Origin of the sequence: Dolichospermum sp. UHCC 0259 (assembly GCF_009711935.1) — a bacterium.
GTDB lineage: Bacteria > Cyanobacteriota > Cyanobacteriia > Cyanobacteriales > Nostocaceae > Dolichospermum.
The window spans coordinates 24,587-47,810 of record NZ_VIKX01000210.1 but is presented as its reverse complement, the minus strand read 5'-3'; the positions used below and the strand labels follow the sequence as shown (position 1 = coordinate 47,810).

Annotated in this window: 19 protein-coding genes and 1 pseudogene; 8 read left to right on the top strand and 12 right to left on the bottom strand. The window is 39.6% G+C overall.

Annotated elements, in window-relative coordinates; translation table 11 throughout:
- The first annotated feature begins 42 nt into the window (after window positions 1-42).
- The 3 genes from psaA (at window position 43) to FJR05_RS17320 (ending at window position 6,445) form a co-directional block, all read left to right on the top strand.
- On the top strand, window positions 43-2,301 hold the full coding sequence (psaA, locus tag FJR05_RS17330; RefSeq protein WP_168645261.1) for a photosystem I core protein PsaA: 2,259 nt from the start codon (window positions 43-45) through the stop codon (window positions 2,299-2,301).
- 120 nt (window positions 2,302-2,421) lie between these two features.
- The gene (gene psaB, locus FJR05_RS17325; RefSeq protein WP_168645260.1) at window positions 2,422-4,653 is read left to right on the top strand and encodes a photosystem I core protein PsaB; all 2,232 of its coding nucleotides are present in this window, start codon (window positions 2,422-2,424) and stop codon (window positions 4,651-4,653) included.
- Window positions 4,654-5,113: 460 nt separating this feature from the next.
- Window positions 5,114-6,445 (top strand): AAA-like domain-containing protein, encoded by a 1,332-nt coding sequence (locus FJR05_RS17320; protein ID WP_254446973.1) that lies wholly within the window; start codon window positions 5,114-5,116, stop codon window positions 6,443-6,445.
- Window positions 6,446-6,770: 325 nt separating this feature from the next.
- On the opposite strand, the gene FJR05_RS17315 is transcribed toward FJR05_RS17320, so the two are convergent.
- The gene (locus FJR05_RS17315) at window positions 6,771-7,943 is read right to left on the bottom strand and encodes a hypothetical protein (RefSeq protein ID WP_254446972.1); all 1,173 of its coding nucleotides are present in this window, start codon (window positions 7,941-7,943) and stop codon (window positions 6,771-6,773) included.
- Window positions 7,944-8,335: 392 nt separating this feature from the next.
- On the opposite strand from FJR05_RS17315, the gene FJR05_RS17310 reads away from it, so the two are divergent.
- Window positions 8,336-9,100, top strand: coding sequence for a Uma2 family endonuclease (locus FJR05_RS17310; protein WP_168645259.1), 765 nt, complete (start codon window positions 8,336-8,338; stop codon window positions 9,098-9,100).
- Between the two features lie 134 nt (window positions 9,101-9,234).
- Here the strand turns inward: FJR05_RS17310 and FJR05_RS17305 are convergent, their stop codons facing one another.
- The 4 genes from FJR05_RS17305 to FJR05_RS17290 form a co-directional block, all read right to left on the bottom strand.
- Window positions 9,235-9,825: a hypothetical protein gene (locus FJR05_RS17305; protein ID WP_168645258.1), complete on the bottom strand. Its 591-nt coding sequence runs from the start codon at window positions 9,823-9,825 to the stop codon at window positions 9,235-9,237.
- A gap of 113 nt (window positions 9,826-9,938) precedes the next feature.
- Window positions 9,939-10,499 (bottom strand): hypothetical protein, encoded by a 561-nt coding sequence (locus tag FJR05_RS17300; RefSeq protein ID WP_168645257.1) that lies wholly within the window; start codon window positions 10,497-10,499, stop codon window positions 9,939-9,941.
- A 147-nt stretch (window positions 10,500-10,646) separates the two neighbouring features.
- Window positions 10,647-10,904: a hypothetical protein gene (locus FJR05_RS17295; protein ID WP_168645256.1), complete on the bottom strand. Its 258-nt coding sequence runs from the start codon at window positions 10,902-10,904 to the stop codon at window positions 10,647-10,649.
- Between the two features lie 124 nt (window positions 10,905-11,028).
- Window positions 11,029-14,073: a phosphoenolpyruvate carboxylase gene (locus FJR05_RS17290; RefSeq protein ID WP_168645269.1), complete on the bottom strand. Its 3,045-nt coding sequence runs from the start codon at window positions 14,071-14,073 to the stop codon at window positions 11,029-11,031.
- Between the two features lie 322 nt (window positions 14,074-14,395).
- On the opposite strand from FJR05_RS17290, the pseudogene FJR05_RS17285 reads away from it, so the two are divergent.
- Window positions 14,396-14,566 (top strand): annotated as a pseudogene (locus FJR05_RS17285) (IS630 family transposase); the annotation flags it as partial.
- A 45-nt stretch (window positions 14,567-14,611) separates the two neighbouring features.
- Here the strand turns inward: FJR05_RS17285 and FJR05_RS17280 are convergent.
- Window positions 14,612-14,869 (bottom strand): hypothetical protein, encoded by a 258-nt coding sequence (locus tag FJR05_RS17280; RefSeq protein WP_096662662.1) that lies wholly within the window; start codon window positions 14,867-14,869, stop codon window positions 14,612-14,614.
- A gap of 74 nt (window positions 14,870-14,943) precedes the next feature.
- On the opposite strand from FJR05_RS17280, the gene FJR05_RS17275 reads away from it, so the two are divergent.
- On the top strand, window positions 14,944-15,546 hold the full coding sequence (locus tag FJR05_RS17275; RefSeq protein WP_168645254.1) for a DUF3318 domain-containing protein: 603 nt from the start codon (window positions 14,944-14,946) through the stop codon (window positions 15,544-15,546).
- 403 nt (window positions 15,547-15,949) lie between these two features.
- Here FJR05_RS17275 and FJR05_RS17270 read toward each other — a convergent pair whose 3' ends face one another.
- Entirely contained in the window at window positions 15,950-17,434 is a 1,485-nt protein-coding gene (locus FJR05_RS17270; RefSeq protein ID WP_168645253.1) for a TerB family tellurite resistance protein, read from the bottom strand.
- A gap of 350 nt (window positions 17,435-17,784) precedes the next feature.
- Here FJR05_RS17270 and FJR05_RS17265 point away from each other — a divergent pair, with 350 nt between their 5' ends.
- Window positions 17,785-17,988, top strand: a complete 204-nt coding sequence (locus tag FJR05_RS17265; RefSeq protein WP_168645252.1) for a hypothetical protein — start codon at window positions 17,785-17,787, stop codon at window positions 17,986-17,988.
- The gene (locus FJR05_RS17260) at window positions 17,985-18,257 is read left to right on the top strand and encodes a type II toxin-antitoxin system RelE/ParE family toxin (protein ID WP_168645251.1); all 273 of its coding nucleotides are present in this window, start codon (window positions 17,985-17,987) and stop codon (window positions 18,255-18,257) included. Before FJR05_RS17265 ends, FJR05_RS17260 begins: the two co-directional genes overlap by 4 nt.
- Window positions 18,258-18,348: 91 nt before the next feature.
- Here FJR05_RS17260 and FJR05_RS17255 read toward each other — a convergent pair whose 3' ends face one another.
- The 5 genes from FJR05_RS17255 to FJR05_RS17235 form a co-directional block, all read right to left on the bottom strand.
- Window positions 18,349-18,954: a heme-copper oxidase subunit III gene (locus FJR05_RS17255; RefSeq protein ID WP_168645250.1), complete on the bottom strand. Its 606-nt coding sequence runs from the start codon at window positions 18,952-18,954 to the stop codon at window positions 18,349-18,351.
- Between the two features lie 111 nt (window positions 18,955-19,065).
- Window positions 19,066-20,721, bottom strand: a complete 1,656-nt coding sequence (gene ctaD, locus FJR05_RS17250) for a cytochrome c oxidase subunit I (protein ID WP_168645249.1) — start codon at window positions 20,719-20,721, stop codon at window positions 19,066-19,068.
- 50 nt (window positions 20,722-20,771) lie between these two features.
- Entirely contained in the window at window positions 20,772-21,698 is a 927-nt protein-coding gene (locus FJR05_RS17245) for a cytochrome c oxidase subunit II (RefSeq protein WP_168645248.1), read from the bottom strand.
- Between the two features lie 103 nt (window positions 21,699-21,801).
- Complete coding sequence (locus FJR05_RS17240) at window positions 21,802-22,413, bottom strand: DUF2231 domain-containing protein (RefSeq protein ID WP_168645247.1); 612 nt, start codon at window positions 22,411-22,413, stop codon at window positions 21,802-21,804.
- The gene (locus tag FJR05_RS17235) at window positions 22,410-22,910 is read right to left on the bottom strand and encodes a DUF2231 domain-containing protein (RefSeq protein WP_168645246.1); all 501 of its coding nucleotides are present in this window, start codon (window positions 22,908-22,910) and stop codon (window positions 22,410-22,412) included. The genes FJR05_RS17240 and FJR05_RS17235 overlap by 4 nt, the downstream gene beginning before the upstream one ends.
- Window positions 22,911-23,224: the final 314 nt, after the last annotated feature.

Below are 23,224 nucleotides of genomic sequence, written 5' to 3'. Positions count from 1 at the left end.
GTGGTATTCATGATTCCCCATTCCTTATAGAGAGGAGGTCGAATGACGATTAGTCCTCCGGAGCGAGAGGAAAAAAAAGCAAGAGTGATCGTTGACAATGACCCGGTTCCTACCTCATTTGAAAAATGGGCAAAGCCAGGACATTTCGACAGATCCTTATCCAGAGGTCCAAAAACCACAACCTGGATTTGGAACCTCCATGCCCTCGCCCATGATTTTGATACACATACAAGTGATTTAGAAGACATTTCCCGCAAGATATTCGCCGCTCACTTCGGCCATTTGGCTGTAGTAGCAATCTGGTTGAGCGGGATGTTGTTCCACGGCGCTAAGTTCTCTAACTACGAAGCTTGGCTGGCTGATCCATTAGGAGTCAAGCCCAGCGCTCAGACAGTTTGGTCTATTGTTGGTCAAGACATTTTAAACGGTGATATGGGCGGCGGTTTCCGCGGTATTCAAATCACCTCTGGCTTGTTCCAAGTATGGCGTGGCTGGGGTATCACTAGCTCCTTCCAGCTATATGTAACTGCAATTGGCGGCTTGGTATTAGCAGGCTTGTTCTTATTTGCTGGCTGGTTCCACTACCACAAACGCGCTCCTAAACTGGAATGGTTCCAGAATGTGGAGTCAATGCTGAATCATCACTTATCAGTATTGCTAGGCTGTGGTTCTTTGGGATGGGCTGGTCACTTAATCCACGTTTCTGCACCAATCAACAAACTGTTAGATGCAGGTGTAGCAGCTAAGGACATCCCTCTGCCTCATGAGTTGCTGTTTGATACAGCAAAAATGGCAGCACTTTATCCTGGTTTCGCTAGTGGTTTAACACCTTTCTTCACCTTAAATTGGGGAGCTTATGCTGATATCCTCACCTTTAAGGGTGGTTTAAACCCAGTTACAGGCGGCTTGTGGATGACTGATATTTCTCATCACCACCTAGCGATCGCTGTATTGTTCATCATTGCTGGTCATATGTACCGTACCAACTGGGGTATCGGTCATAGCATTAAAGATATTCTAGAAGCTCATAAAGGTCCTTTCACTGGCGAAGGTCACAAAGGTCTTTACGAAAACCTCACCACTTCTTGGCACGCTCAATTAGCTACTAACCTAGCTTTCTTGGGTTCATTGACAATCATCATCGCGCATCATATGTACGCGATGCCTCCCTATCCTTACTTGGCAACTGATTACGCAACACAATTGTGTATCTTCACTCACCATATTTGGATCGGTGGTTTCTTGATTGTTGGTGGTGCGGCTCACGCAGCCATCTTCATGGTGCGCGATTATGATCCTGTTGTTAACCAAAACAACGTTTTAGATCGCGTGATTCGTCACCGTGACGCTATCATTTCTCACCTCAACTGGGTTTGTATTTTCTTAGGCTTCCACAGCTTTGGTTTGTACATCCACAATGACACCATGCGTGCCTTGGGTCGTCCCCAAGATATGTTCTCCGACTCAGCAATTCAATTACAGCCAGTGTTTGCTCAATGGGTGCAAAACCTGCACACATTAGCTCCCGGCAACACAGCACCTAACGCTCTTCAAGTAGTTAGTCATGCTTTTGGTGGTGGAATTGTTGCTATCGGCGATAAGATCGCTATGATGCCCATTACATTGGGTACAGCGGACTTCATGGTTCATCACATCCACGCTTTTACCATTCACGTTACTGTTCTCATCTTGCTTAAAGGTGTATTGTACGCCCGTAGTTCTCGTCTGATTCCAGACAAAGCTAACTTAGGCTTCCGATTCCCTTGCGATGGTCCAGGTCGTGGCGGTACTTGCCAAGTTTCTGGTTGGGATCACATCTTCCTCGGACTCTTCTGGATGTATAACTCCTTATCAATTGTAATTTTCCACTTTAGCTGGAAGATGCAATCTGATGTCTGGGGAACAGTAGATGCAGATGGAACAGTAAATCACATTACTGGCGGCAACTTTGCAGAAAGTGCTATCACCATCAACGGTTGGTTACGTGACTTCTTGTGGGCGCAAGCTACACAAGTAATTAATTCCTACGGAACTGAATTGTCCGCTTACGGACTCATGTTCTTAGGCGCTCACTTCGTTTGGGCGTTCAGCTTAATGTTCCTGTTCAGTGGTCGTGGCTACTGGCAAGAATTAATTGAGTCCATTGTATGGGCGCACAATAAACTGAAAGTAGCCCCAACAATTCAGCCTCGCGCACTGAGCATCACTCAAGGTCGGGCTGTAGGTGTGGCTCACTACCTATTAGGAGGAATTGCCACCACTTGGGCATTCTTCCACGCACACATCCTTTCAGTAGGATAAAAATCAGTAGAATTTTGGGTTTTGGATTCTAAGATTTTAGATTTAATCCAAAATCCAAAATCTAGAATCTAAAATTTTGCTGACAAATAATGGCTAAAGGTCAGAGGACAGATCACACCTATGGCAACAAAATTTCCAAAATTTAGCCAGGATCTCGCACAGGACCCGACTACTCGTCGGATTTGGTATGCGATCGCTACAGGCAACGACTTTGAAAGTCACGATGGCATTACAGAGGAAGGTCTTTACCAAAAGATTTTCGCTACTCACTTCGGCCACTTGGCAATCATCTTCCTGTGGGCATCCAGCCTCCTGTTCCACGTGGCCTGGCAAGGTAACTTTGAACAGTGGATTAAAGATCCCCTGCACGTCCGTCCCATTGCCCATGCAATTTGGGACCCTCACTTCGGTGAAGCCGCAGTTGAAGCTTTCACTCAAGCTGGTGCAAGCAATCCCGTAAACATTGCTTACTCCGGTGTTTATCACTGGTGGTACACAATTGGGATGCGGACAAACAGCGAACTATACACTGGTTCCGTTGGTTTGCTTCTGTTGTCAGCATTGTTATTGTTTGCTGGTTGGTTACATTTACAACCCAAGTTCCGTCCTAGCCTTTCTTGGTTCAAGAGCGCTGAACCCCGTTTGAATCACCACCTAGCTGGTTTGTTCGGTGTTAGCTCCTTAGCTTGGACTGGTCACTTGGTTCACGTTGCTATTCCTGAATCTCGTGGTATTCACGTGGGTTGGGATAACTTCTTAAGTGTAGCTCCCCATCCAGAAGGTTTAACTCCTTTCTTTACAGGTAACTGGGGCGTTTACGCTCAAAACCCTGACACCGCTGGCCATTTATTTGGTACTTCCACCGGTGCGGGGACTGCGATTCTCACCTTCTTGGGCGGTTTCCACCCCCAAACAGAATCCTTGTGGTTGACTGACATGGCTCACCACCACTTGGCGATCGCAGTTTTGTTTATCATCGCTGGTCATATGTACCGCACTAACTTCGGAATTGGTCACAGCATCAAAGAAATGCTGAACTCCAAATCCGGTTTAGTTCCCGGTAGCAAGAGCGAAGGTCAGTTCAACCTGCCCCACCAAGGTCTTTACGACACCATCAACAACTCCCTGCACTTCCAGTTGTCATTAGCTTTGGCATCTTTGGGAACTATCTGTTCCTTGGTAGCGCAGCATATGTACGCTCTGCCTCCTTATGCGTTTATCGCTAAGGACTACACCACACAGGCAGCACTGTACACCCACCACCAGTACATCGCTGGTTTCTTGATGGTTGGTGCTTTTGCTCACGCAGCAATCTTCTGGGTTCGTGACTACGACCCCGAACAAAACAAAGGTAACGTCCTTGACCGGATGTTACAACACAAAGAAGCGATCATCTCCCACCTTAGCTGGGTGTCTCTCTTCTTAGGTTTCCACACATTAGGTTTATATGTTCACAACGACGTAGTTGTTGCGTTCGGTACTCCTGAAAAACAAATTTTGATTGAGCCAGTATTTGCTCAATTCATCCAAGCTGCTCAAGGTAAAGCTTTGTATGGCTTGAATGTACTGTTGTCTAACCCCGACAGTATTGCTTACACCGCTTACCCCAATGCTGGTAACGTTTGGTTGTCTGGCTGGTTAGATGCCATCAACTCTGGAACAAATTCCTTGTTCTTGACAATTGGACCTGGCGATTTCTTGGTTCACCACGCTTTCGCTTTGGCTATCCACACCACCACCTTGGTACTTGTTAAGGGTGCTTTGGATGCTCGTGGTTCTAAACTGATGCCCGATAAAAAGGACTTCGGTTATGCGTTCCCCTGCGACGGTCCAGGCCGTGGCGGTACTTGCGATATCTCCGCATGGGACTCTTTCTACCTGTCCATGTTCTGGATGTTAAACACCATCGGTTGGGTAACATTCTACTGGCACTGGAAACACCTCGGTATTTGGCAAGGTAACGTTGCTCAGTTCAACGAAAACTCTACCTACCTGATGGGCTGGTTCCGTGACTACCTCTGGGCTAACTCTGCTCAGTTGATTAACGGTTACAACCCCTACGGCATGAACAACCTGTCTGTTTGGGCTTGGATGTTCCTCTTTGGACACCTAATCTGGGCTACTGGTTTCATGTTCCTCATCTCTTGGAGAGGTTACTGGCAAGAGTTAATTGAAACCTTGGTTTGGGCGCACGAACGTACTCCTTTAGCTAACTTGGTTCGCTGGAAGGACAAGCCCGTTGCTCTCTCCATTGTTCAAGCTCGTGTGGTTGGTTTAGCTCACTTCACTGTTGGCTACATCGTTACCTACGCAGCGTTCCTCATTGCTTCTACTGCTGGTAAGTTTGGTTGATCCTAACTACTAGTTTTAGGTGATTAAAAAATCCTCTGCCGCAAGGTGGGGGATTTTTTTTAGCTATGCGGCTGATAGAGAAAGACAAATGCCGCTGTTTCACGCATGAAGTCATTATTTGTTTAATTATTATCTGCATTCATCTACGTTAAACAAAGTCAATTCCCTGAGCGATCGCTTGGTCAATATTATCAGCACCGTTTGTAGTTTCAGTAGACATAGCAACGTATTTTCAAAAATGTTAGAGTATTTTACATCTACATGATACTCTTGAAAGTGAAGTAATCAGCAACCAAGCATTTCAAAGGGGTGTGAATTAATCATATAAATAGAAAATCACAAAAAGCAAAGTATCTAACAAAAAGTAAAAATGATCAAAATCTCTTCCCTTGTCATAAAGATAATTTTAACGTCAATCTACTTAACATGAAATAAATACACTCTTTCACTTTTTTTGTTTATGGACTTAAAATTATATCAGGCAATTGAAATTGCTAACCAAGCTGTTTTGAAAAATTTTTATAGATCATTAACTGATGTGGAAATAATTGTCCTTAAAGGAGCTTGGGAACGACAAGAATATAGTCAAATAGCGAGTAAACACAATTACACAACCAGTTATATTAGTCAAGATATTGCGCCTAAACTTTGGAAATTATTGACAGAAGCTATAGGAGAGAAAGTCAAAAAAAGTAATTTTAAAGAAGCCCTAAAACGATATTGGGAAAAACAATGTTGGGACAAGCAATTTACAGATGGATATTACTTACTAAGCCAAGTTAAACACAACTTACCAAATACAAAACCATATATAGATCGATATTATCTCGAATTTATTTGTTATGACAGTCTCTTACAACCTGCTTCTTTAATTTGGTTAAAAGCACCTAAATTAATGGGTAAAACTTCTTTAATGGAGCGGGTATTACTGAAGGTATCCAAGGAGGACTATCGAATAGTTAGTTTAAGTTTGGAGATGGCAGATAAGAAAATTCATTTCAGAAACTTGAATAAATTTCTGCGCTGGTTTTGTCTGAATCTCAGTCGAGAACTCAACCTACCCAATCGCTTAGATGAATATTGGGATGAAGAAGGTATAGGTGCTAAAATAAGTTGTACAACTTATTTAGAAACATATTTATTAGCAGCAAATGATAGTCCTTTAGTTTTATATATAGATGATGTAGATGTGCTTTTTCCTTATCCTGAACTTTATGAAGAGTTTTTTAGATTGTTGTGTTCTTGGTATGAGAAAGCTAGAAACCGTTCCCACTGGAAAAAACTCCGGTTAGCGATCGCCTATTCTACGGACGTTTATATGCACGCAAATACTAATCAATCGCCTTTTAATATAGGATTACCTATAGAATTACCAGAATTAACTAAAGAAGAAGTTCAGAAATTTGCCCAACAATATGGATTAATAGAAGATTCATTTTTAGTAGACCCCTTAATACAATTAGTAGGTGGTCATCCTTATTTGTTGAAATTGGCATTTTCTCATCTCAAAAATTATCCAGATATGACCCTACACAAGTTGTTAGCAGAAGCCTCTACGGATGCAGGTATTTATCGTCATTATTTACGCGAACACTGGTTGAAGTTGCAACAGCAACCAAAACTGATCACAGCATTTCAAACAGTGATTAATTCTCCTAAACCAGTGCGATTGGAAACCATATCAGCTAATTGTTTAGCCTCTTCACGCTTTATTTCTAAATCATTAATCAGAATTAAGAGGTCTGTAACTATACTTTCGATCTTGCTATTAATCTTTTCTTGTGAATCTTAATTTATACCTCTGATATTTTGTCAAAAAGCAACTGTATTTTCAATCAAAGTGTGCGGATGATCACCCTGCTCTCAACAAAAAAGCGATCGCTCTTATTGCGTAGGGTGGGTTAAGCTGTTGCTATACTAAAAACGGTTGAGACATGGACTTTTGTAAAATCACGAAAACCCCAGATTTGTAGGGGTTTAGCACTGCTAAACCCCTACCCGGAGAATCAAGTAATTAAGCCGTGTTGAGTATAACCCACCGTTTTTAGTTATAGGGATGGTGCGTCACACTTCATTAACGCACCCTACAATCTCGGAGATCGCACTTTTCAGACAGTTTATTTGGTCGTATATGTTATTGTTCCAGCACCGTCAACAAAAGTGGCTGCATTGAGATAAGCAAAATAGTCTTTACCGTTTCGGATAAAAGCTTCTTCAGGTCGGCCAAATTGTTCTCGCCGAAAGCCAGCATTAAAGCCAAATCGCTCAGTAGATTTACCAGAAACCCAAATCAGTCTCTCAAAATTTCCATCAGTGAATGAAATGCTAGGTGTTTCAGTGTATTTACTCAAGTAGTTAAATTCTGCGCTCAGAACGTTGATTGTTTCCTGTCCCTTACCTTTAAGCAATGAGGGATTATAGGTAAAAGACCCTTTAAATTGTTTACCTTTCAACGAACCAGAAATCACATTTACAAGAAAATCAACATTACGGATAACAGTGTTCTCATTCAGAGTCTTTCTAGCATTGACAAGATAGATGAATTTTCCAACTCTAGGGAAGAATTGAAATGCTTGTTGTCTTGCTGGTTGTTGTAATGCAGGTGGAAGTAAAGGGAAGATTTGACGGAAATCAGTTGTAACCTTTTCAGTAGCACCTGAAACTAAGAAACAAGCTGAGTTGGTTTTTTTCTTGCCAGTAGCTTGGTCATAGAAAAGTTGTGAAAATGCTTTGATGGTCAAATTATCTACGGGGGAAACGTAGACCAAGTACCCGTTTGCATCCAAGTCATTAGCCTTTGATGCTGCCGCTTTTTCATTATCAAAGAAAGCAATTGCAGTTTCTTCAATGTTGAGAGGACATTGACTGGAAGGCTTTCCAGCTACCACAGTGTATATTCTGCTATCACCAGGAGCATTAATAGTGAAAAGTGTGTTAGTTCCAGGAGTTACAGCAGTTGCACCTTGGAAATCAAACCAACCTTCAGTAAATGAGCCATTAATTCCGTTTTTCTGCCGACCCTGTGCGAGGACTTGTTGATAAGCTGCTGGAAAATCGCTTAAATTTTCAGGCAACATCGCACTTAGGTCAGGATTAGGTATAGCTACATCATATTTCAATATATTCCCATATACGTTCACCCCTTCTGCCTGTTGTTCTGGAGTGATGTAAAGGGTGGTTATTCCACGAGATGCGGGCTGAGGAGCTTGTTGAGCTAAAGCAGGACTTACTCCACCTAGACAGACAACAAAGCTAAGGATAGCAGCCAAAAAGGAAGTTAACTTTCTCATAAATTACCCGGAATGGTATCTGTTTCTGAAGTTTTTTCCGTGAAGTGGTTTGTCCCACACCCTCAGATGATACCTATTTTGGTAATTCAAGAATTCAGGTAAATTCAGGACTTTTATCGTTGATAATTCAGGTAAATTCAGGTAAATTCAAATATCTTTAAAATTATTCAGGACTTACGCAACTGGCACATTGGTCGGGTGTGGTTTGGCAATCTCACCAGCCGCGTTAAATATCAACAATCTGTTTATTTGTAGGATTTATGCAGTCTAGCTCACCTACGACAGATTTTTGGTGTGACAGTTGTGTAGGTTCTATTATTGTTATAATTTGTTTATTGTCTCATCCTTACTTAATCTCAGAAGTTGGAAACCTTCTAAAATACGAGGACATCATGACCTTTACCGCAGATCCTCCCTATACACAAACCAGCCTTCCAGATCATACTCAACTACCAGAATCTAATGGAAAATTTGTGAAAAATTTCCAAGAACACCCTCAAAGTATTTTACTAACTCAATCTATTATTCCAGTATTACAAAAACTCCACGCTGATGGACAATATGCTATAGGACAAGATAGCGGTATTTATTGGCGAATAACTGAACCACCAGAACGAGGTGCAGAAGCTCCCGATTGGTTTTATGTTCCTCATGTTCCACCATTATTAAATGGTAAAGTCCGACGTTCCTATGTGCTTTGGCAAGAATTTATTGCCCCATTAATTGCTTTAGAATTTGTATCAGGAAATGGTACGGAAGAAAGAGATAAAACACCTTGGCAGGGAAAATTTTGGATTTATGAACAGGTGATTAAACCTGCTTTTTATGGCATTTATGAAGTTAGTAAAGCTAGGGTGGAAATATATCATCTGATGGAAGGACAATATCATTTATTGCTACCCAATAAACGAGGTCATTATCCGATTACACCTATGGGTGTAGAATTAGGTATTTGGCAAGGAACATATCAAAATATGGAGTTACCTTGGCTGCGGTGGTGGGATTTAGATGGTAATTTATTACTTGATGGTCATGAAACAGCCGAATATGAACGCCAACGGGCTGAAAATGAACACCAACGGGCTGAAAGTGAAAAAGAAAAAAGCGATCGCCTAATTGCCCAATTACGTGCTTTAGGAGTAGAACCAGAAGCGTAAAATACCCATATTCAACGATATCATTATTGTCACAAATAATACCTAGCGGTGCAGAAACCTCCTGAAACACTTATAAATAAAAGGCGATTCCTGCGGAGTGCTTCACTATCGCACCACTCCCTACACAAAGGCTATTATTTTTCTACAACTTCAAATAGCCAGATTGATGTCTGGTCTTTCTGTCTGATGAAAGCATTAACCCCAAAAGGAGAATTAAGCAGAGATTTATCACTAGAATCTATCATTTTATCCCAAGTTAATTTTGCTGGCTGATTGCCATTTTGATTAATAACTCCAATATTAATTTTTTTATTCCCTTGAGTATCTAATGAAGTTGAAAATTGTAAATTTCTTTTTTCTTTACCTATCCCACAATCAATTTGATAATTAGATGCAAAAGAAAAACTATCACTATTAAATCTTTCAGCAACTAATCGCAATGAATCAATATCACCTAAAGGCCATTCTAAGGACTTATTGTAAGCACCTATAGGTTTAAGAATACATTGAGTCTTGTTAGCTATTTCAACGATCCTTTTATAGGTTATGGTCATTGGTATTTCTATACTTTGATTAGGAAGAATTTGCGGTTGTAGATCAGATGAACTAACTTGATTATGGTCTATATAACTTATAGGTGAAGAGTTGGCACGAGTATTAAAACTACCAAAGGCAATAGTTACAGTCAACAACAAAGCAATAAAAACTTTAGCTAGAGATTTCATATCAATTAGATATCCTTAGTTAACTCAAAATGACAAATTTTTCAAAATCAGCAACTAATAAAAAAGAGGCAGGAAAAAACATACCTACCTCTTTTTAGGTCAATTAGATCAAGTTATCTCACTTCATATATCCACTGAACTCTGCCATCTCTATTGCCCATCAACGCTATACCAAGGAATTGATCATTTCTCACATTTTTGTCATTAGCATTTGACTGGCCGTCCCAACATTTTTCTGCAGGACCGTTGCCAGGGCTATTTATGTTACAGAGATTAATTTTTCTTCTTCCTACGGGAGGCCATGAAGCTGCAAATTGGAAAAATTTTCCAGTATTTCCAACTGCATAGTTAGAAGCAAAGGTAAAATACCCAGGACCACTCTCTGTCCAATCTCTATATTGAGCCTTTAATGAAGGAACATCACCAAGAACCCAATTTCCTAGAGTATTGTAAGCACCCGCACGGGTAAGAGTATTTCCAGTTTTATTAATTATCACCATTTGGAATTGCTGTGTTGTGGTGACTAGCCTTAAAACTTGATCTACGGTTTGATTAACATCAATTGCAACATTGAGGTTAGCGCCCACTTGAGCATGGGCATTGCCAGAAAAACCACCGAAGGCGATGGTTATAGCCAATAGAAAAGCAGCAAAAACTTTACCTAGCGATTTCATCCTCAAAAATCCTTGATGAGTTGACTTTTACGAATCACATCATACTCTTTTATCACCCCTTTATCACCCCGGAATTTACGTAAACTTAGGACTTTTCATAATTCTTGATAATTCAGAATTTTCGCGTAAAAAAACCCATATCTCCAACTACCAATCACTAGATTTACGAGTAATCAAACCACCCACAAACGCTCCTAAAATTGTCCCTGTCCACAATCCCGCAGTGCTACCTTGCCAACTTGCACCCGGAGTCACTAAAGCGCTACACATTTGTTTAAATCCCCAAGACTGGTTTTGACACCTTTGGCTATGCAGCGTGACGGTGATTTTTCCAGCTATTAAACCACTAAAAAAACCGCAAGAAAGTGCCAAAAATGTACAAATAAGAATGCGTTTTTTGATCATATTAATTAGGGAAGAGGGAACAGGGAACAGGGAACAGAGAGATATTTATTTATTAAACATCTTATTGGATTTTCACCCATTACCCATTACCCATTACCCATTACCCATTACCCATTACCCATGATCAACCTGTATTTCTCATGCCGGCAGCAATTCCGTTAATGGTTAATAATGCCCCTCGCAGTAATTCTCCTTTACTGTAACGAGAGTGAATTACTCCGGTTGTGGGGGCAGTTTTCGATTGACGTAATCGTTTAAGGAGAGAAACTTGAATAAATCCTAACGGCACAATTGTTCCATTTCTTAATTGTACAGAACGTTGTAATACTGGATCACCATCTAATAGTTTTTGATGTCCGGTAATTTTTAGAACTAAATCTCTGGTGAGAAAGAATTCGCTAGAAATTTGCTCAAAAACTTTCTCAAATCGCGGTTTGTCTTCAGGGTTAGACAATTCATCAACATAGTGACGTGCCATTTCCATATCTACTTTTGCTAAAGTCATTTCAGCTTTAGAAATCACCATTTTAAAGAATGGCCATTTGAGGTAAAAATAGCGGAGTAATTTCAAATGTTGTTCTGGTTCTGCGTCCAAAAATTCTTGTAAAGCTGTTCCAATTCCATACCAAGAAGGTAATAAAAACCGGGTTTGTGTCCAACTAAATACCCAAGGAATCGCTCGCAAACTACTTAAATCTTTTTTACCAGATGGACGACGGGCTGGACGAGAACTAATTTGCAATTGGCTGATTTCTTCAATGGGGGTGACTTGGTGAAAGAAGTCAATAAAATCAGGTTGCTCATAAATTAGGTTACGATAGTGCTGACGCGACGCATGAGATAACTCTTCCATAATCTCATTCCAAGGTTCAATATCATCAAACCCTGTTCCCAATAAACTGGCTTGAATTACCGCTGTAGTGATGGTTTCTAGGTGATACAAAGCCAAGTCTAACAAGGAATATTTGGAAGCTAATACTTCCCCTTGTTCAGTAATTTTGATCCGTCCACTAATACTATGACCTGGTTGGGCTAAAATCGCCTCATAAGCAGGGCCACCACCACGCCCTACAGAACCGCCTCGTCCGTGAAAAATCCGCAAATTGACACCGTAACCTTCAGCTATTTTCTGAAGTGATTTTTGAGCCTTATGAATTTCCCAATTACTACTTAAAAAACCCGAATCTTTATTACTATCAGAATAACCTAACATTACTTCTTGTAAGTTAGGATTCAAAGTAGAAATAGATGGAGGTGCTTGTTCTTCACTGAGTGAAGTTGAAGCTTTTGCACTGAGCGGAGTCGAAGTGTTAATTGCGGCGTAACCTCCAGCCAACATTGCCCGATATAAAGGCAATTCAAACAGTTCCCGCATTACGCCTCTAGAACGTTGTAAATCTTCTACTGTTTCAAATAGAGGGACAACGCGAATTGTTCCCACTGCAACTACAGGATCAAATAAACTTGATTCTTTGGCGAGGAGTAAAACTTCTAGTACGTCGCTAACTTCACGGCACATACTAATAATATAAGTTTGACAGATTTTAATGCCAAATTCTTGTTGTAGCGATCGCAAAATTCGGAAAGTTTCAATCACATCATTGGTTTTTTCCGAAAATGGTAACTCAGCCGGAATCAATGGCCGTCGAGTTTGCAATTCTGAAGTTAACCAAGCGATTCTCTGTTCTTCTGATAATTCGTTGTAGGACTGGGGTAACAGTTGCAAATATTCCAGAATCTCATTGATAGCGTCAGCATGACGGGATGATTCTTGACGAATATCTAATTGAGTCAGATTAAAATCAAATATCTCCACTTGACAAATCAGGTTTTCCAACTCTCGACAACTTAAACCAGTTTCCGTCAAATTGCGTTGAATTAACAACAACTCCGTTAAAAATTCCGTACCCGAACGATACATAGGTGCATCTTCATTGTTTGGCGTTTCTCGATTATATAAAGCCAAATTGCGATCGCGGGTATTTTCCAACCGCTTGAGAATGTAAGATAACTTCAGGCGATAAGGTTCTTGGCGGAAACGCAACGCCAAATCATCATACACATCACTTAACTGCGATTGATCTAACTCCAGAGACTCCAGTAAATCTGGCAGAACATCACTCCAGTGCATGGATACACTCAATAAAGAAACTAACTCTTTAACTGACTTAATATACCGCTCTAACACCATTTTTCGTTGATAACAAGCGGTTTTCCACGTTACCTCCGGTGTCACCGAAGGATTACCATCTCTATCTGAACCTACCCAAGAACCAAAAGAGCAAAAATTTGTCGTTGGTGGTTGTAACCAGGGAAAAGTTTCTCCCAAAGAATATTTGAAGCGTTTATATAGTTGCGTAATCCCATCAAACAACACTTCTTGAAAGTAGTGAAGAGCATAATCTACTTCATCCAAAACCGTCGGTTTAAACTGATGCAACTCATCAGTCCGCCACCACAAGCGAATTTCTTCCAGTAATCTTTCTTTCACTTCCAAAGTTTCCCAAGGATAGCTACCAGCGCGACTTTGGGCTTCATCCATTTTTTGTAAAAGATGAACCACCTGACGCTGTTTATCCCGAATAGTATGACGAACAATTTCCGTCGGGTGTGCAGTGAAAACTAAGCGGATATCTAGTTGAGAAATCAGGCGTTGAATTTGCTGAGGTGGAACATTCAACTTAAACAAAAGAGGAAATAAAGCCGCGAAAGTCCCTTTCTGGGGAGTTTCCGATGTCATTAAATCACTACCTATTTCCTTCGTAACAGGCAATTCTTCCTCTCGTTGGTTAGTAGAATAAATTATACTAGGAAAAACATCTTCATCAGTTTCTCCACCATAGCGGTTTAATTGCTGCTTTTGCTCATATTCCTGCTCAATAATATTAATCAACTGAAAATACAACGCAAAGGCACGCGCCGCACGAATCGCTTCATTGATATTCAATTGTTCAATCAATTCTACAGCCGAGGCAGCTAAGTCATTAGTGGCTTGTCCCTCTGGAGAACATAAGTCCCGCAGTTGACGCAAAAGATCCACCATTTCTTGACCACATTCTTGACGCAGCACCGACTCCCACAATTCCTCTACCACTTGTAGACGATGACGCAAGAATAATTCCGAGTGCAACACTGGAAAATCAATATGTTCAGCTTTCATAGTTTTCATCATACGCTATAAGATACTCAAAACATCTAACTTACCTTTTTGAGCATCCAATATCAAGCTGTTAGCTTTTTTTTAGGAGCTACTCACAGGTGACTTATCTTACTTTTAACTGCTTTTGATTCATTTTCAGTAGAGAAGAGGCAAGTAAAATAAACCGCTTCACCAAATTCCTACTAGTTATTTTAGGATAAAGTTCACTTTCACTCAATAGCCAACAGGAGAAAAGCCATAGCAGCAATATCAACAGTAGGGTGTGTTAGCGACATCATAACGCACCATTTTAGGTTAAATCAGAATTGCAGGGTATTAAATTTGTGTTCCTATGAACCGACAATGCCTTGACCTGCGTATTGCTGAAAAAGAAGTTTTGAAACAGGAAATTGCTGCTTGGGAAAAACGCAGAAATGAACTCTCATGCAAAGTAGATTGGCAATTTACTACCCAAGATGCACGGATTAAATTGAAGCGCCTCTATCCGTCAATTAGTTCTTGACAGACTACTAGTCTCTGGGTGGGAACGAGAGAGAGGAAAAAGCAGTTAATCCTGATTTTGATTTTGCTTAGATAAATCCGTCGGTGGTCTATCATTACTCCAAGCCCACCAGACATAACCGCAATGACAATGGTAGAATTCTTGCCACTTCCGACGACGTTCTGGGGTACTGACAGGCGATCGCCTATTTAACCATACATTAACAGCATCTCGACTACCAGCATGGCATTTGGGACAATGAAACTGATAGGCGTGTACGGCTTGATTAGTCCATTCTGGCGGATTAGGATCAAAAGCGTCCATATAAATATAAAGTGTAATAGAGTGCAATCTTAGTAGTCATTGAATATACATAATTATGACTAACAATGGGTGTTATGGAACCAAATATTGAAATTCGTCGGTTGTTGGATATGATGCCCGCTTCTGGGCGAATGATGACTAAAATCGTCAGTAAACCAGAACAAAAACAGGTAATAGATGCGGCTTTTCCCCTGCCTTTAAGCCAAGCAAGACCAATATATATTAATTTTGATTTATGGAGACGGTTGACGAAACCCCAACGAGATTTACTCCTATTGCAAAGAGTATGCTGGTTAATAGGGGTGAAATGGCTGCAACCTGATATTTATCAAGGTGTAGTCTTAGCGGGGTTTGTAGGCGGAATACTCGAAGCAGTCCAAGTGGATATTGTAGGTGTGGCAATAGCCGGGGGATTAAGTGCTGTAGCGGCTATACGAATTTGGCGCACGAATAAATCCCAGGAATCAGAATTAACTGCTGATACAGCCGCTATTAGAATCGCCCAAAGACGGGGTTATTCAGAAACGGAAGCCGCCCAACATTTGTTAACGGCTATTGAAGCATTAGGAACAATAGAAGGGCGTTCTGGTTTAAATTTCAGTGAATTAATTCGTTGTCAAAATTTGAAAGCAATTGCTGGTTTATCACAAGTTGGTATTCCTAAAAACTATCAATAGATTTACAGCAGAGTAATTAAAATTTACGTAGGGGTTTAGCAATGCTTATTGGTGTCAACTTAAGTTAGAAATGGCTTATCTGTTTGCAGAAGTGTTGAATGTTAAAAAAAGATTCAGGAAAAGTGCCATGATTTGATACAAGCTAAAAAAATATAACTAAAAAAATATCAAATTATGCGCTTAAAAACTTTTCCAGAAGTGATCCGAAAAATATTGAAACCATTGCCTTCGCAGGTTAGGAGAATCTATTAGTATTTTGCGAGATGGTAAAGTTGTGACTTTGACAGCAGATGAAATACCACATCGTGATATTCACAATATAATTTAGATGCTTATAAATAACAGCAGAGAAATTAAATTTATGCTGATTTAGCCTCATCCTATAAGGGTGAGAGGCAATTTATTAAAGATTCTCTGCTGCTTTAAGAAGATATACTTCTCGCACAGGCATCAATAATTTTTGATTAGAAACATTTGCTTCTATGATTTCTGCTTCTACGATTTCTGGTTCTATAATTTCCTCTGCTACTAAAATTTCTTGGTGATGTTTGAGGTTAATTACCCGACGAATTTCTTTGACTTCTTCCCGTGAAACACCTAACTTATCTGCCATGCGATTGTGAAGTTTCAATTCCGAAAACTCAATTTTTCCGTCAGCAATAGCAATTTCCCAAGCAACAGATAACATGAGACGATGTTTCAATCGCTCGTTATTGCTGAGACGGCAAGTTTTATCCCGATGTTCTTCATCAAAAAGAATACTTTTTTGGATAATATCTTCAAATTTTTGACGTTTATCTATAGCTTCCCTAACTGAATCTCGCTCTTGTTTCCTAATACCAGAGGTAGTCATTAATCTATCTATAGCATCTTCTTCTTCTTCCGCTAAGTTACCATCAATCCAAGCCATTGGTAAAGCTGCTATCAGAATTTCTGATATAAACTTACTCATTTTGGCGGCTTCATCTTTATTTTTCCAATTCATCAAACCGCTATAAATTCCCACAGTTGCTAATAGTCCTACTCCAACAGGAGCAGCAACAGTAAATAATGAATATTGCAAAGCACCGACAACGATACCACCTGTGGACATTCCAAAAAGACCTTGTATAGTTGTCAATAAACTAGCATGGACAAATACTGATGAAGCAGCAGTTGAAACTCCCACACCAGCCACAGTTCCTATAGTTGCACTAGTCCCAAAAGAAAGTGCCTCTTTTGTCCAATCATCACTATTATTGTCCTTTAATAAATCAGCAGTAGTATCTAGAGAGTAGGTAACTGACTTATTATTGAAGTACAATTTCAAGCCTTCTAATTCATAATTGACATAGCCTTGAAAAGATTTGTCATTAAAGTTTATTCCCTGTTTATTTCCCTCTTCATAGATTTTCTGACTGGCATTATTAATAGTATCTGTAAGTTTTTGCCATGACTTACCAAAAATAGCTTTCAAGTCCTTAATATCGGTTTCTATGTCGCTAATTCCTGCAAAATTTCTCTCTTGCAGCTTGTTTATGTAATAGCCTTTGTTAAGTTGAAAAATTATATCTAAAAGTGACAAAGCTACTACAATAGACAGAGAAGCAGCAATGGGAGTAGTAATAGCACCAATCAAAGGTATACCCGTTAAAGGTATAAGAGAATAAGCCATGAAAGTCAAAATACTACTAATTACTAGCAGTCCACCATTCACTATTTTGCGTTCTTTAGCAGATGAATCAATATCTGAATATAAAATGAGAATGAGTCGAATATAGGAAGGAATTTTGGGGATACGAGTGATGGTAAAACTTAGAACAGCAGATAGTACAGGAACTAAAAGGGCAAAAATGGTACTGAGGACAGGTAGGACTGTCTGAAGTATGAAAGGAAGAATCACTGGCATAAAAGAGTAGTGAAGATAAAGTAATTAGTTGAGTGAATGCTAAAAACCTTTTATATAATATAGATACTTATAAGTAATTAACAAAAGTAAATTTACTTATTTTTACCAAACTCCCTCAATATTACTTAAACTTATATACGTAAATTTACTATATATGTCTTTCTAAATGTTATTTATGCCAGTAGACACAAAAAATAAGCTCGTAGTAAGTATTTCAATAACAAAGTTGAATTAACACCAAAGTAACCATTATCATAATTATCAGGAATGAAAGAACGACTCAAATTCAGCTTGATAAAAATATGCTATATTAAATGTAAATAGTAAAATACTAATCCTATATAAACAAAATGCAAACTAATCAATATCCATTCGCTCAAGAATTGATTACTGATATTGAAGGTAATATCAGAAAAGTAGTCATTGATTTTCAAGACTATTTACGGTTGATAGAAGCTATAGAAGATGAAGGACTTATTCTAGCTATGAAAGAAGTAGAAAATGAGACACCATTAAATTTAAATGAAGCTTTAGCGGAATTAGAAAAAGAGTGAATACCCAGTATCTACCAAGTTTTATTAAAGATTTGAAAGCACTCAAAAGTACACCTTACTATGAGTCTATTAAGAAATTTGCTTTTGAAGAAATAATCGAAATATCAAGTTTTGCAGAAATCACAAATATCAAAAAGCTTCAGGGATATGATAATGCTTATCGTATTCGCATAGGTGATTATCGTCTTGGTATTATTTTCGATGGTGAAACATTAATTTTTGAAAGGGTTTTACACCGAAAAGAAATTTATCGCTATTTTCCTAAATAGGTAATTTTGCAATAATTATACAAATACATGAATAAGGGTTTAGCAATGCTAAACCCCTACATAATTTATTGATTTGTTGCTACTAATATACCTACTGCCAAACGTAGATAAGCAGAAACAAAACAATCCAGATAACGTCAACAAAGTGCCAAAACAAAGAAGTGGCATTTATCCCAAAATGACCATTATCAAAATTACCAGGAATAAAAGATCGCAACAAGACAATTAACTGTAACAGAATACCCGTAAAAACGTGCAAACCGTGAAAACCAGTTAATAGATAAAACATTCCCCCGAAAGTACCAGAAGTAAAACCAAACTCCAAACTACTCCATTCCACCGCTTGACCATACAAGAAATAACTACCCATAGCCATTGTTAAAAACAACAACAAACGATAGGTTTTTAGATCATGTCTTTCTAAGGCTTTTTCGGCAAAATAAATTACAAAACTACTAGAAACTAAAATTACGGTGTTAATGCTAGGATCTTTTATTTCTAAACCAGAAACACCAGCCGGTAACCAATTAACCGCAGTAGTTTTATAGATAATATATCCAGCAAAAAAGCTCAAGAAAATCACACTTTCTGATAACAGAAACACAATAAAACCAAACATTTTATTGCCTTCTTCATCATGTTCGTGTTCATGACCGTGATGAGGTTGTAAATCTTCCGATGAAATAGAACTATCCATGATCATTTCCAATTGAATAAATTAGTGAGAAATAAGATCCCCGACTTCTGTTATAAATTCATAACTTATTCACAAAATCAAAAAGAAGTCGGGGATCTAGAAATTGACAAATTACTCATGTTCAGAAGAGGCAATTAATTCGTCAGACTTACCATAACCATAAGGTTCACAAGTAATCACAGGAATTTCTTCAAAATTCTCAACAGGTGGAGGAGAAGAAATAGTCCATTCTAAACCAATTGCTCGCCAAGGATTAGCAGGAGCTTTTTCTCCATCCATCCAAGAAATTAACATATTGAAAATGAAAGGAAGAGTAGACATTCCTAACAGGAAAGAACCCAAACTAGCGACAATATTCCAACCAATTAATTCAGGTGCGTAGGAAGCAGCGCGGCGTAACATCCCTTGCAAACCTAATGGGTGCATGGGTAAGAAATTCAAATTTGTGCCGATAAATGCTAACCAAAAATGGATTTTTCCCCAACCTTCGTGGAACATTCTGCCGGTCATTTTGGGAAACCAATGATAGATGGCTGCATACATTCCCATAGTTACAGTTCCATAGAGAACATAATGGAAATGACCAACTACAAAATAAGTATTGTTAACGTGAACATCCACTGGAACAGAAGAAAGCATAATACCTGTAATCCCAGCAAACACAAACATTACCAAACCACCCAAGGCGAATAACATGGGTGTATTTAAGCGAATTTTGCCACCCCAAATAGTTGCCACCCAAGCAAATACCTTAATCCCTGTGGGAATAGATACAAACATGGTTGTCACCATGAAGAATAACCGCATCCAAGCAGGTGTACCACTCACATACAGGTGGTGAACCCAAACAATACCGCTAACTACGGCAATTAACATCGAAGAAACCGCAACGACTTTGTAACCAAATAAAGGTTTGCGAGAATAAACTGGGAATATTTCTGAGAAAACTCCGAAGATAGGCAGAATGATTACATAAACTGCTGGGTGAGAATAGAACCAGAAATAATGCTGGAACATCACCGGATTTCCACCTTTGCTGGGGTCAAAAAAGGCAGTTCCCACTGTAATGTCAAGCAGTAACATCACCGCACCTGCTGTTAAAGCTGGTAGTCCAAATAATTGGATAATTTGGGCGCTAAATACTGCCCAGACCATTAACGGCATTCTGAAGAATCCCATACCAGGCGCTCGCATCTTGACAATGGTGGTGACAAAGTTTACTGCCCCCATAATGGAAGATACCCCGGAAATAGCTACCGCTAATAACCAGAGAACCTGACCTGTAATTAAGTTGCCTGTAGGGTTCTGGGTGCTGACAGGGGGGTATGCCCACCAACCAGACTGGGCCGGACCTCCAGGGACAAAAAAGCTGGCTATCATCAAAATACCGACCACTGGAACCATCCAAAAGGCGGCGGCATTGAGGCGAGGGAAAGCCATGTCTCGCGCCCCTATCATGATGGGAACGATGTAATTGGCTAAACCGACAAGGGAGGGAAATGTCCACAGAAACAGCATGACTGTTCCGTGCATGGTGAACATTCCGTTGTATACTGTGCGGTCTATTAAGTCGGCTTCGGGGGTGATGAGTTCTCCCCGCAAAATCATGGCGAAAATGCCACCAACGAGGAAGAAAATAAAGGAAGTAACAAGATATTGGATACCGATAACTTTATGGTCGGTACTAAAGCTGAAATATGTTTTCCAGGTTTGGGGGGGATGTTGGTGATGTGATTCACCAGCAATAGGAATGGGAATATTAGTCATTTGTTAGTTGTTAGTAGGAAAGAAAAATTAGGGAGTTAACAATTAGGGAGTTAACCAGGGAAATTAACCAATGGAGGTGCGGCGGGTTCAACGGTTTTCCAACCGCTATCAATGCCGTTTTCGATTTTTAGGGCATATTCGGAAGCCGCTTGGTTAGGGGCTGGGCTGGGTTTTTGACTGGCAGCTTTGCTTAACCACTGCTGATATTTAGTGGGTGATTCAACGATGACTTTGGCTCGCATGGTGGCAAAGTATGTACCGCTATACTGGGAGTCGGTGAGGTCATACGCACCGGGGCGAATGGGGGTAAATTCAAAGTCGAGGTCATTACCGGGAATAATGTCTTGTTTGAGGCGGAAAGCGGGGACATAAAAGCCGTGAAGTACGTCTTCTGAATGCAGATTTAGACGAATACGGCTACCTTCCGGTAAATGCAATTCTGTACTGGTAACGTTGCTTGCTGGGTAATGAAACACCCACGCCCACTGTTTAGCTAAAACATCAATATGTTCTACTTCGTCATCTGCTGCGGCTTCTGAAGCTTCACCCGGTACAGCATAGGCGGTTTCCATCTTCATCGGATTATGTAGATGGATTTGGTGGGAGGGTCCTTGGATACCCATTTCTTCGTAAACTTGGTAACTATAACCTGCAATCCACAATACCAACATAATTGGAATTGCTGTCCAAACCACTTCTAAAGTAACGTTACCTTCAATGTGAGGTCCATCGCCTAAATCATTGGCTTTTGCCCGATGGAAACAAATAGAATAGAAAAGAGTAGCAGTTACTCCCAGAAAAATTAAAGATCCTAATGTTACCAAAAAGCTAAATAAATCATCAATTAGATGAGATTCAGCAGCCCCTTGGGGAGGAAGCCAAGAATAAGCCTGTTTACCAATCCATAGACTAGTAAGAGTTACCGCAACTGCCCCAGTAACTATGGTCAAAAAGTTGAGAAATTGCCGAATTTTCATAATGGTCAGTTGTTAGTTGTCAGTGGTCAGTTGTCAGTGGTCAGTGGTCAGTTGTTAGGCAAGAATTTTTACTAATCACCAATCACCAATTACTAATCACCCATTACCGATTACCAAATATTTGATTGATGTCTTTTCCGGCTCTTAGTAATTTATCGGCTGTATTGTGAACACCAAAATCTGCTGCCAAGTGCGCTCCTAATGTGCCGTGAAAATACATCAGCAACATAATAATTACACCAACAACCAGATAAGAAATTTGTACTTCTCGCTCTTCATATCTGCCGATAACATAACGTTGCCAACCTCGCCAAAAGGTCATACCAACAATCATCGCTAATAGCAATACACCACCCACACCATGCCACATCATTGTGGGCATTGCTAACATTCCCCAAGGACTTTTGATATCCGCTGGTGGGGCTGCCAACAACATTTCATAAAAACCTGCACCAACAGTGAAAAATGTAATAACAGATGCAGCAAAAATGTTGTACCAACCAACATCAAATAATTGAGAACGCTCGACTTTAATTCCCAAAAACTTGAACAACCATTTTTCCAAGGGGAAAAATACACCTAAAAGATCAAAGATAATGGCAATGATGAATAAACCTAATGTTAGGTGTACTAAATTAGGATGAATCGGAATGGCATAAGGTAAACCATTTGCACCCATTTGGTGACTAATTTGGTCTAGTAATTCTGAATTCATGGCAAGATTCCATCCTTTACCGCTTCCACAACAGGTACAGTGTGTAAGCCATACACCCATACAAGTTCATCACCAAGATATATTTGAAACCCAACCAGGACTGTTAATAAAACTGCCACAGCTATGTAATGAAATGGGAGTTTTTTAGAGTTACGACTCCGCAAAACATAACGCCAAGCTGTAATTGCAGCAATAATACCTGAAAGTGACCAACCGATAAGAGTATGAACATTTAATACTGATTTAGCCAGTTCGTAGGGTTTTGCTAAACCAGCTTCAAATTGACCAAAAATAATCGCCACAAAAATAGCTACTGTGGCAATACACATATTCCACCAACTCACTTCAAACAAAGTGGTTTTACCAGTTAAATACCCGGCAATATCACAGAAAACAGAAAATAAAACCATCGCAATTACGAAGTGAACCACGATAGGATGCAATGGATCTGGATATGGTAAATTATGCTCATTCAATGAAGTGAAAAAATCCAGCATTAAATTCTCCTAGACTTACGACTCCTTAGCCAGACTTAAATAATTGCTAGATACCCACTCACTGATATCAATAAATTATTTGATAAACCTAGTGTGAGTTTGCTGCAATGTATAGCCGACAAATTATTTCCTCATGGTGACAACAGCAATTATGGATGTAGCTAAACTAAATCACTGTTAGAGGTTGAATTTACTAGACGTAAATTTTTATGAATTGTCCAAAAAACTAAAAGCAGAACTTCTAGAATTAATGAGAGAGCCAACAACAGATTTTGATCTTGGCTCTATTACAATATTTTTAAATCAAAACCAAC

Excerpts from the sequence above, each read along its gene's own strand:
- psaA (WP_168645261.1), top strand. The coding sequence starts at position 43 with ATGACGATTAGTCCTCCGGAGCGAGAGGAAAAAAAAGCAAGAGTGATC.
- psaB (WP_168645260.1), top strand. The coding sequence starts at position 2,422 with ATGGCAACAAAATTTCCAAAATTTAGCCAGGATCTCGCACAGGACCCG.
- FJR05_RS17320 (WP_254446973.1), top strand. The coding sequence starts at position 5,114 with ATGGACTTAAAATTATATCAGGCAATTGAAATTGCTAACCAAGCTGTT.
- FJR05_RS17315 (WP_254446972.1), bottom strand. The coding sequence starts at position 7,943 with ATGAGAAAGTTAACTTCCTTTTTGGCTGCTATCCTTAGCTTTGTTGTC.
- FJR05_RS17310 (WP_168645259.1), top strand. The coding sequence starts at position 8,336 with ATGACCTTTACCGCAGATCCTCCCTATACACAAACCAGCCTTCCAGAT.
- FJR05_RS17305 (WP_168645258.1), bottom strand. The coding sequence starts at position 9,825 with ATGAAATCTCTAGCTAAAGTTTTTATTGCTTTGTTGTTGACTGTAACT.
- FJR05_RS17300 (WP_168645257.1), bottom strand. The coding sequence starts at position 10,499 with ATGAAATCGCTAGGTAAAGTTTTTGCTGCTTTTCTATTGGCTATAACC.
- FJR05_RS17295 (WP_168645256.1), bottom strand. The coding sequence starts at position 10,904 with ATGATCAAAAAACGCATTCTTATTTGTACATTTTTGGCACTTTCTTGC.
- FJR05_RS17290 (WP_168645269.1), bottom strand. The coding sequence starts at position 14,073 with ATGAAAACTATGAAAGCTGAACATATTGATTTTCCAGTGTTGCACTCG.
- FJR05_RS17280 (WP_096662662.1), bottom strand. The coding sequence starts at position 14,869 with ATGGACGCTTTTGATCCTAATCCGCCAGAATGGACTAATCAAGCCGTA.
- FJR05_RS17275 (WP_168645254.1), top strand. The coding sequence starts at position 14,944 with ATGGAACCAAATATTGAAATTCGTCGGTTGTTGGATATGATGCCCGCT.
- FJR05_RS17270 (WP_168645253.1), bottom strand. The coding sequence starts at position 17,434 with ATGCCAGTGATTCTTCCTTTCATACTTCAGACAGTCCTACCTGTCCTC.
- FJR05_RS17265 (WP_168645252.1), top strand. The coding sequence starts at position 17,785 with ATGCAAACTAATCAATATCCATTCGCTCAAGAATTGATTACTGATATT.
- FJR05_RS17255 (WP_168645250.1), bottom strand. The coding sequence starts at position 18,954 with ATGGATAGTTCTATTTCATCGGAAGATTTACAACCTCATCACGGTCAT.
- ctaD (WP_168645249.1), bottom strand. The coding sequence starts at position 20,721 with ATGACTAATATTCCCATTCCTATTGCTGGTGAATCACATCACCAACAT.
- FJR05_RS17245 (WP_168645248.1), bottom strand. The coding sequence starts at position 21,698 with ATGAAAATTCGGCAATTTCTCAACTTTTTGACCATAGTTACTGGGGCA.
- FJR05_RS17240 (WP_168645247.1), bottom strand. The coding sequence starts at position 22,413 with ATGAATTCAGAATTACTAGACCAAATTAGTCACCAAATGGGTGCAAAT.
- FJR05_RS17235 (WP_168645246.1), bottom strand. The coding sequence starts at position 22,910 with ATGCTGGATTTTTTCACTTCATTGAATGAGCATAATTTACCATATCCA.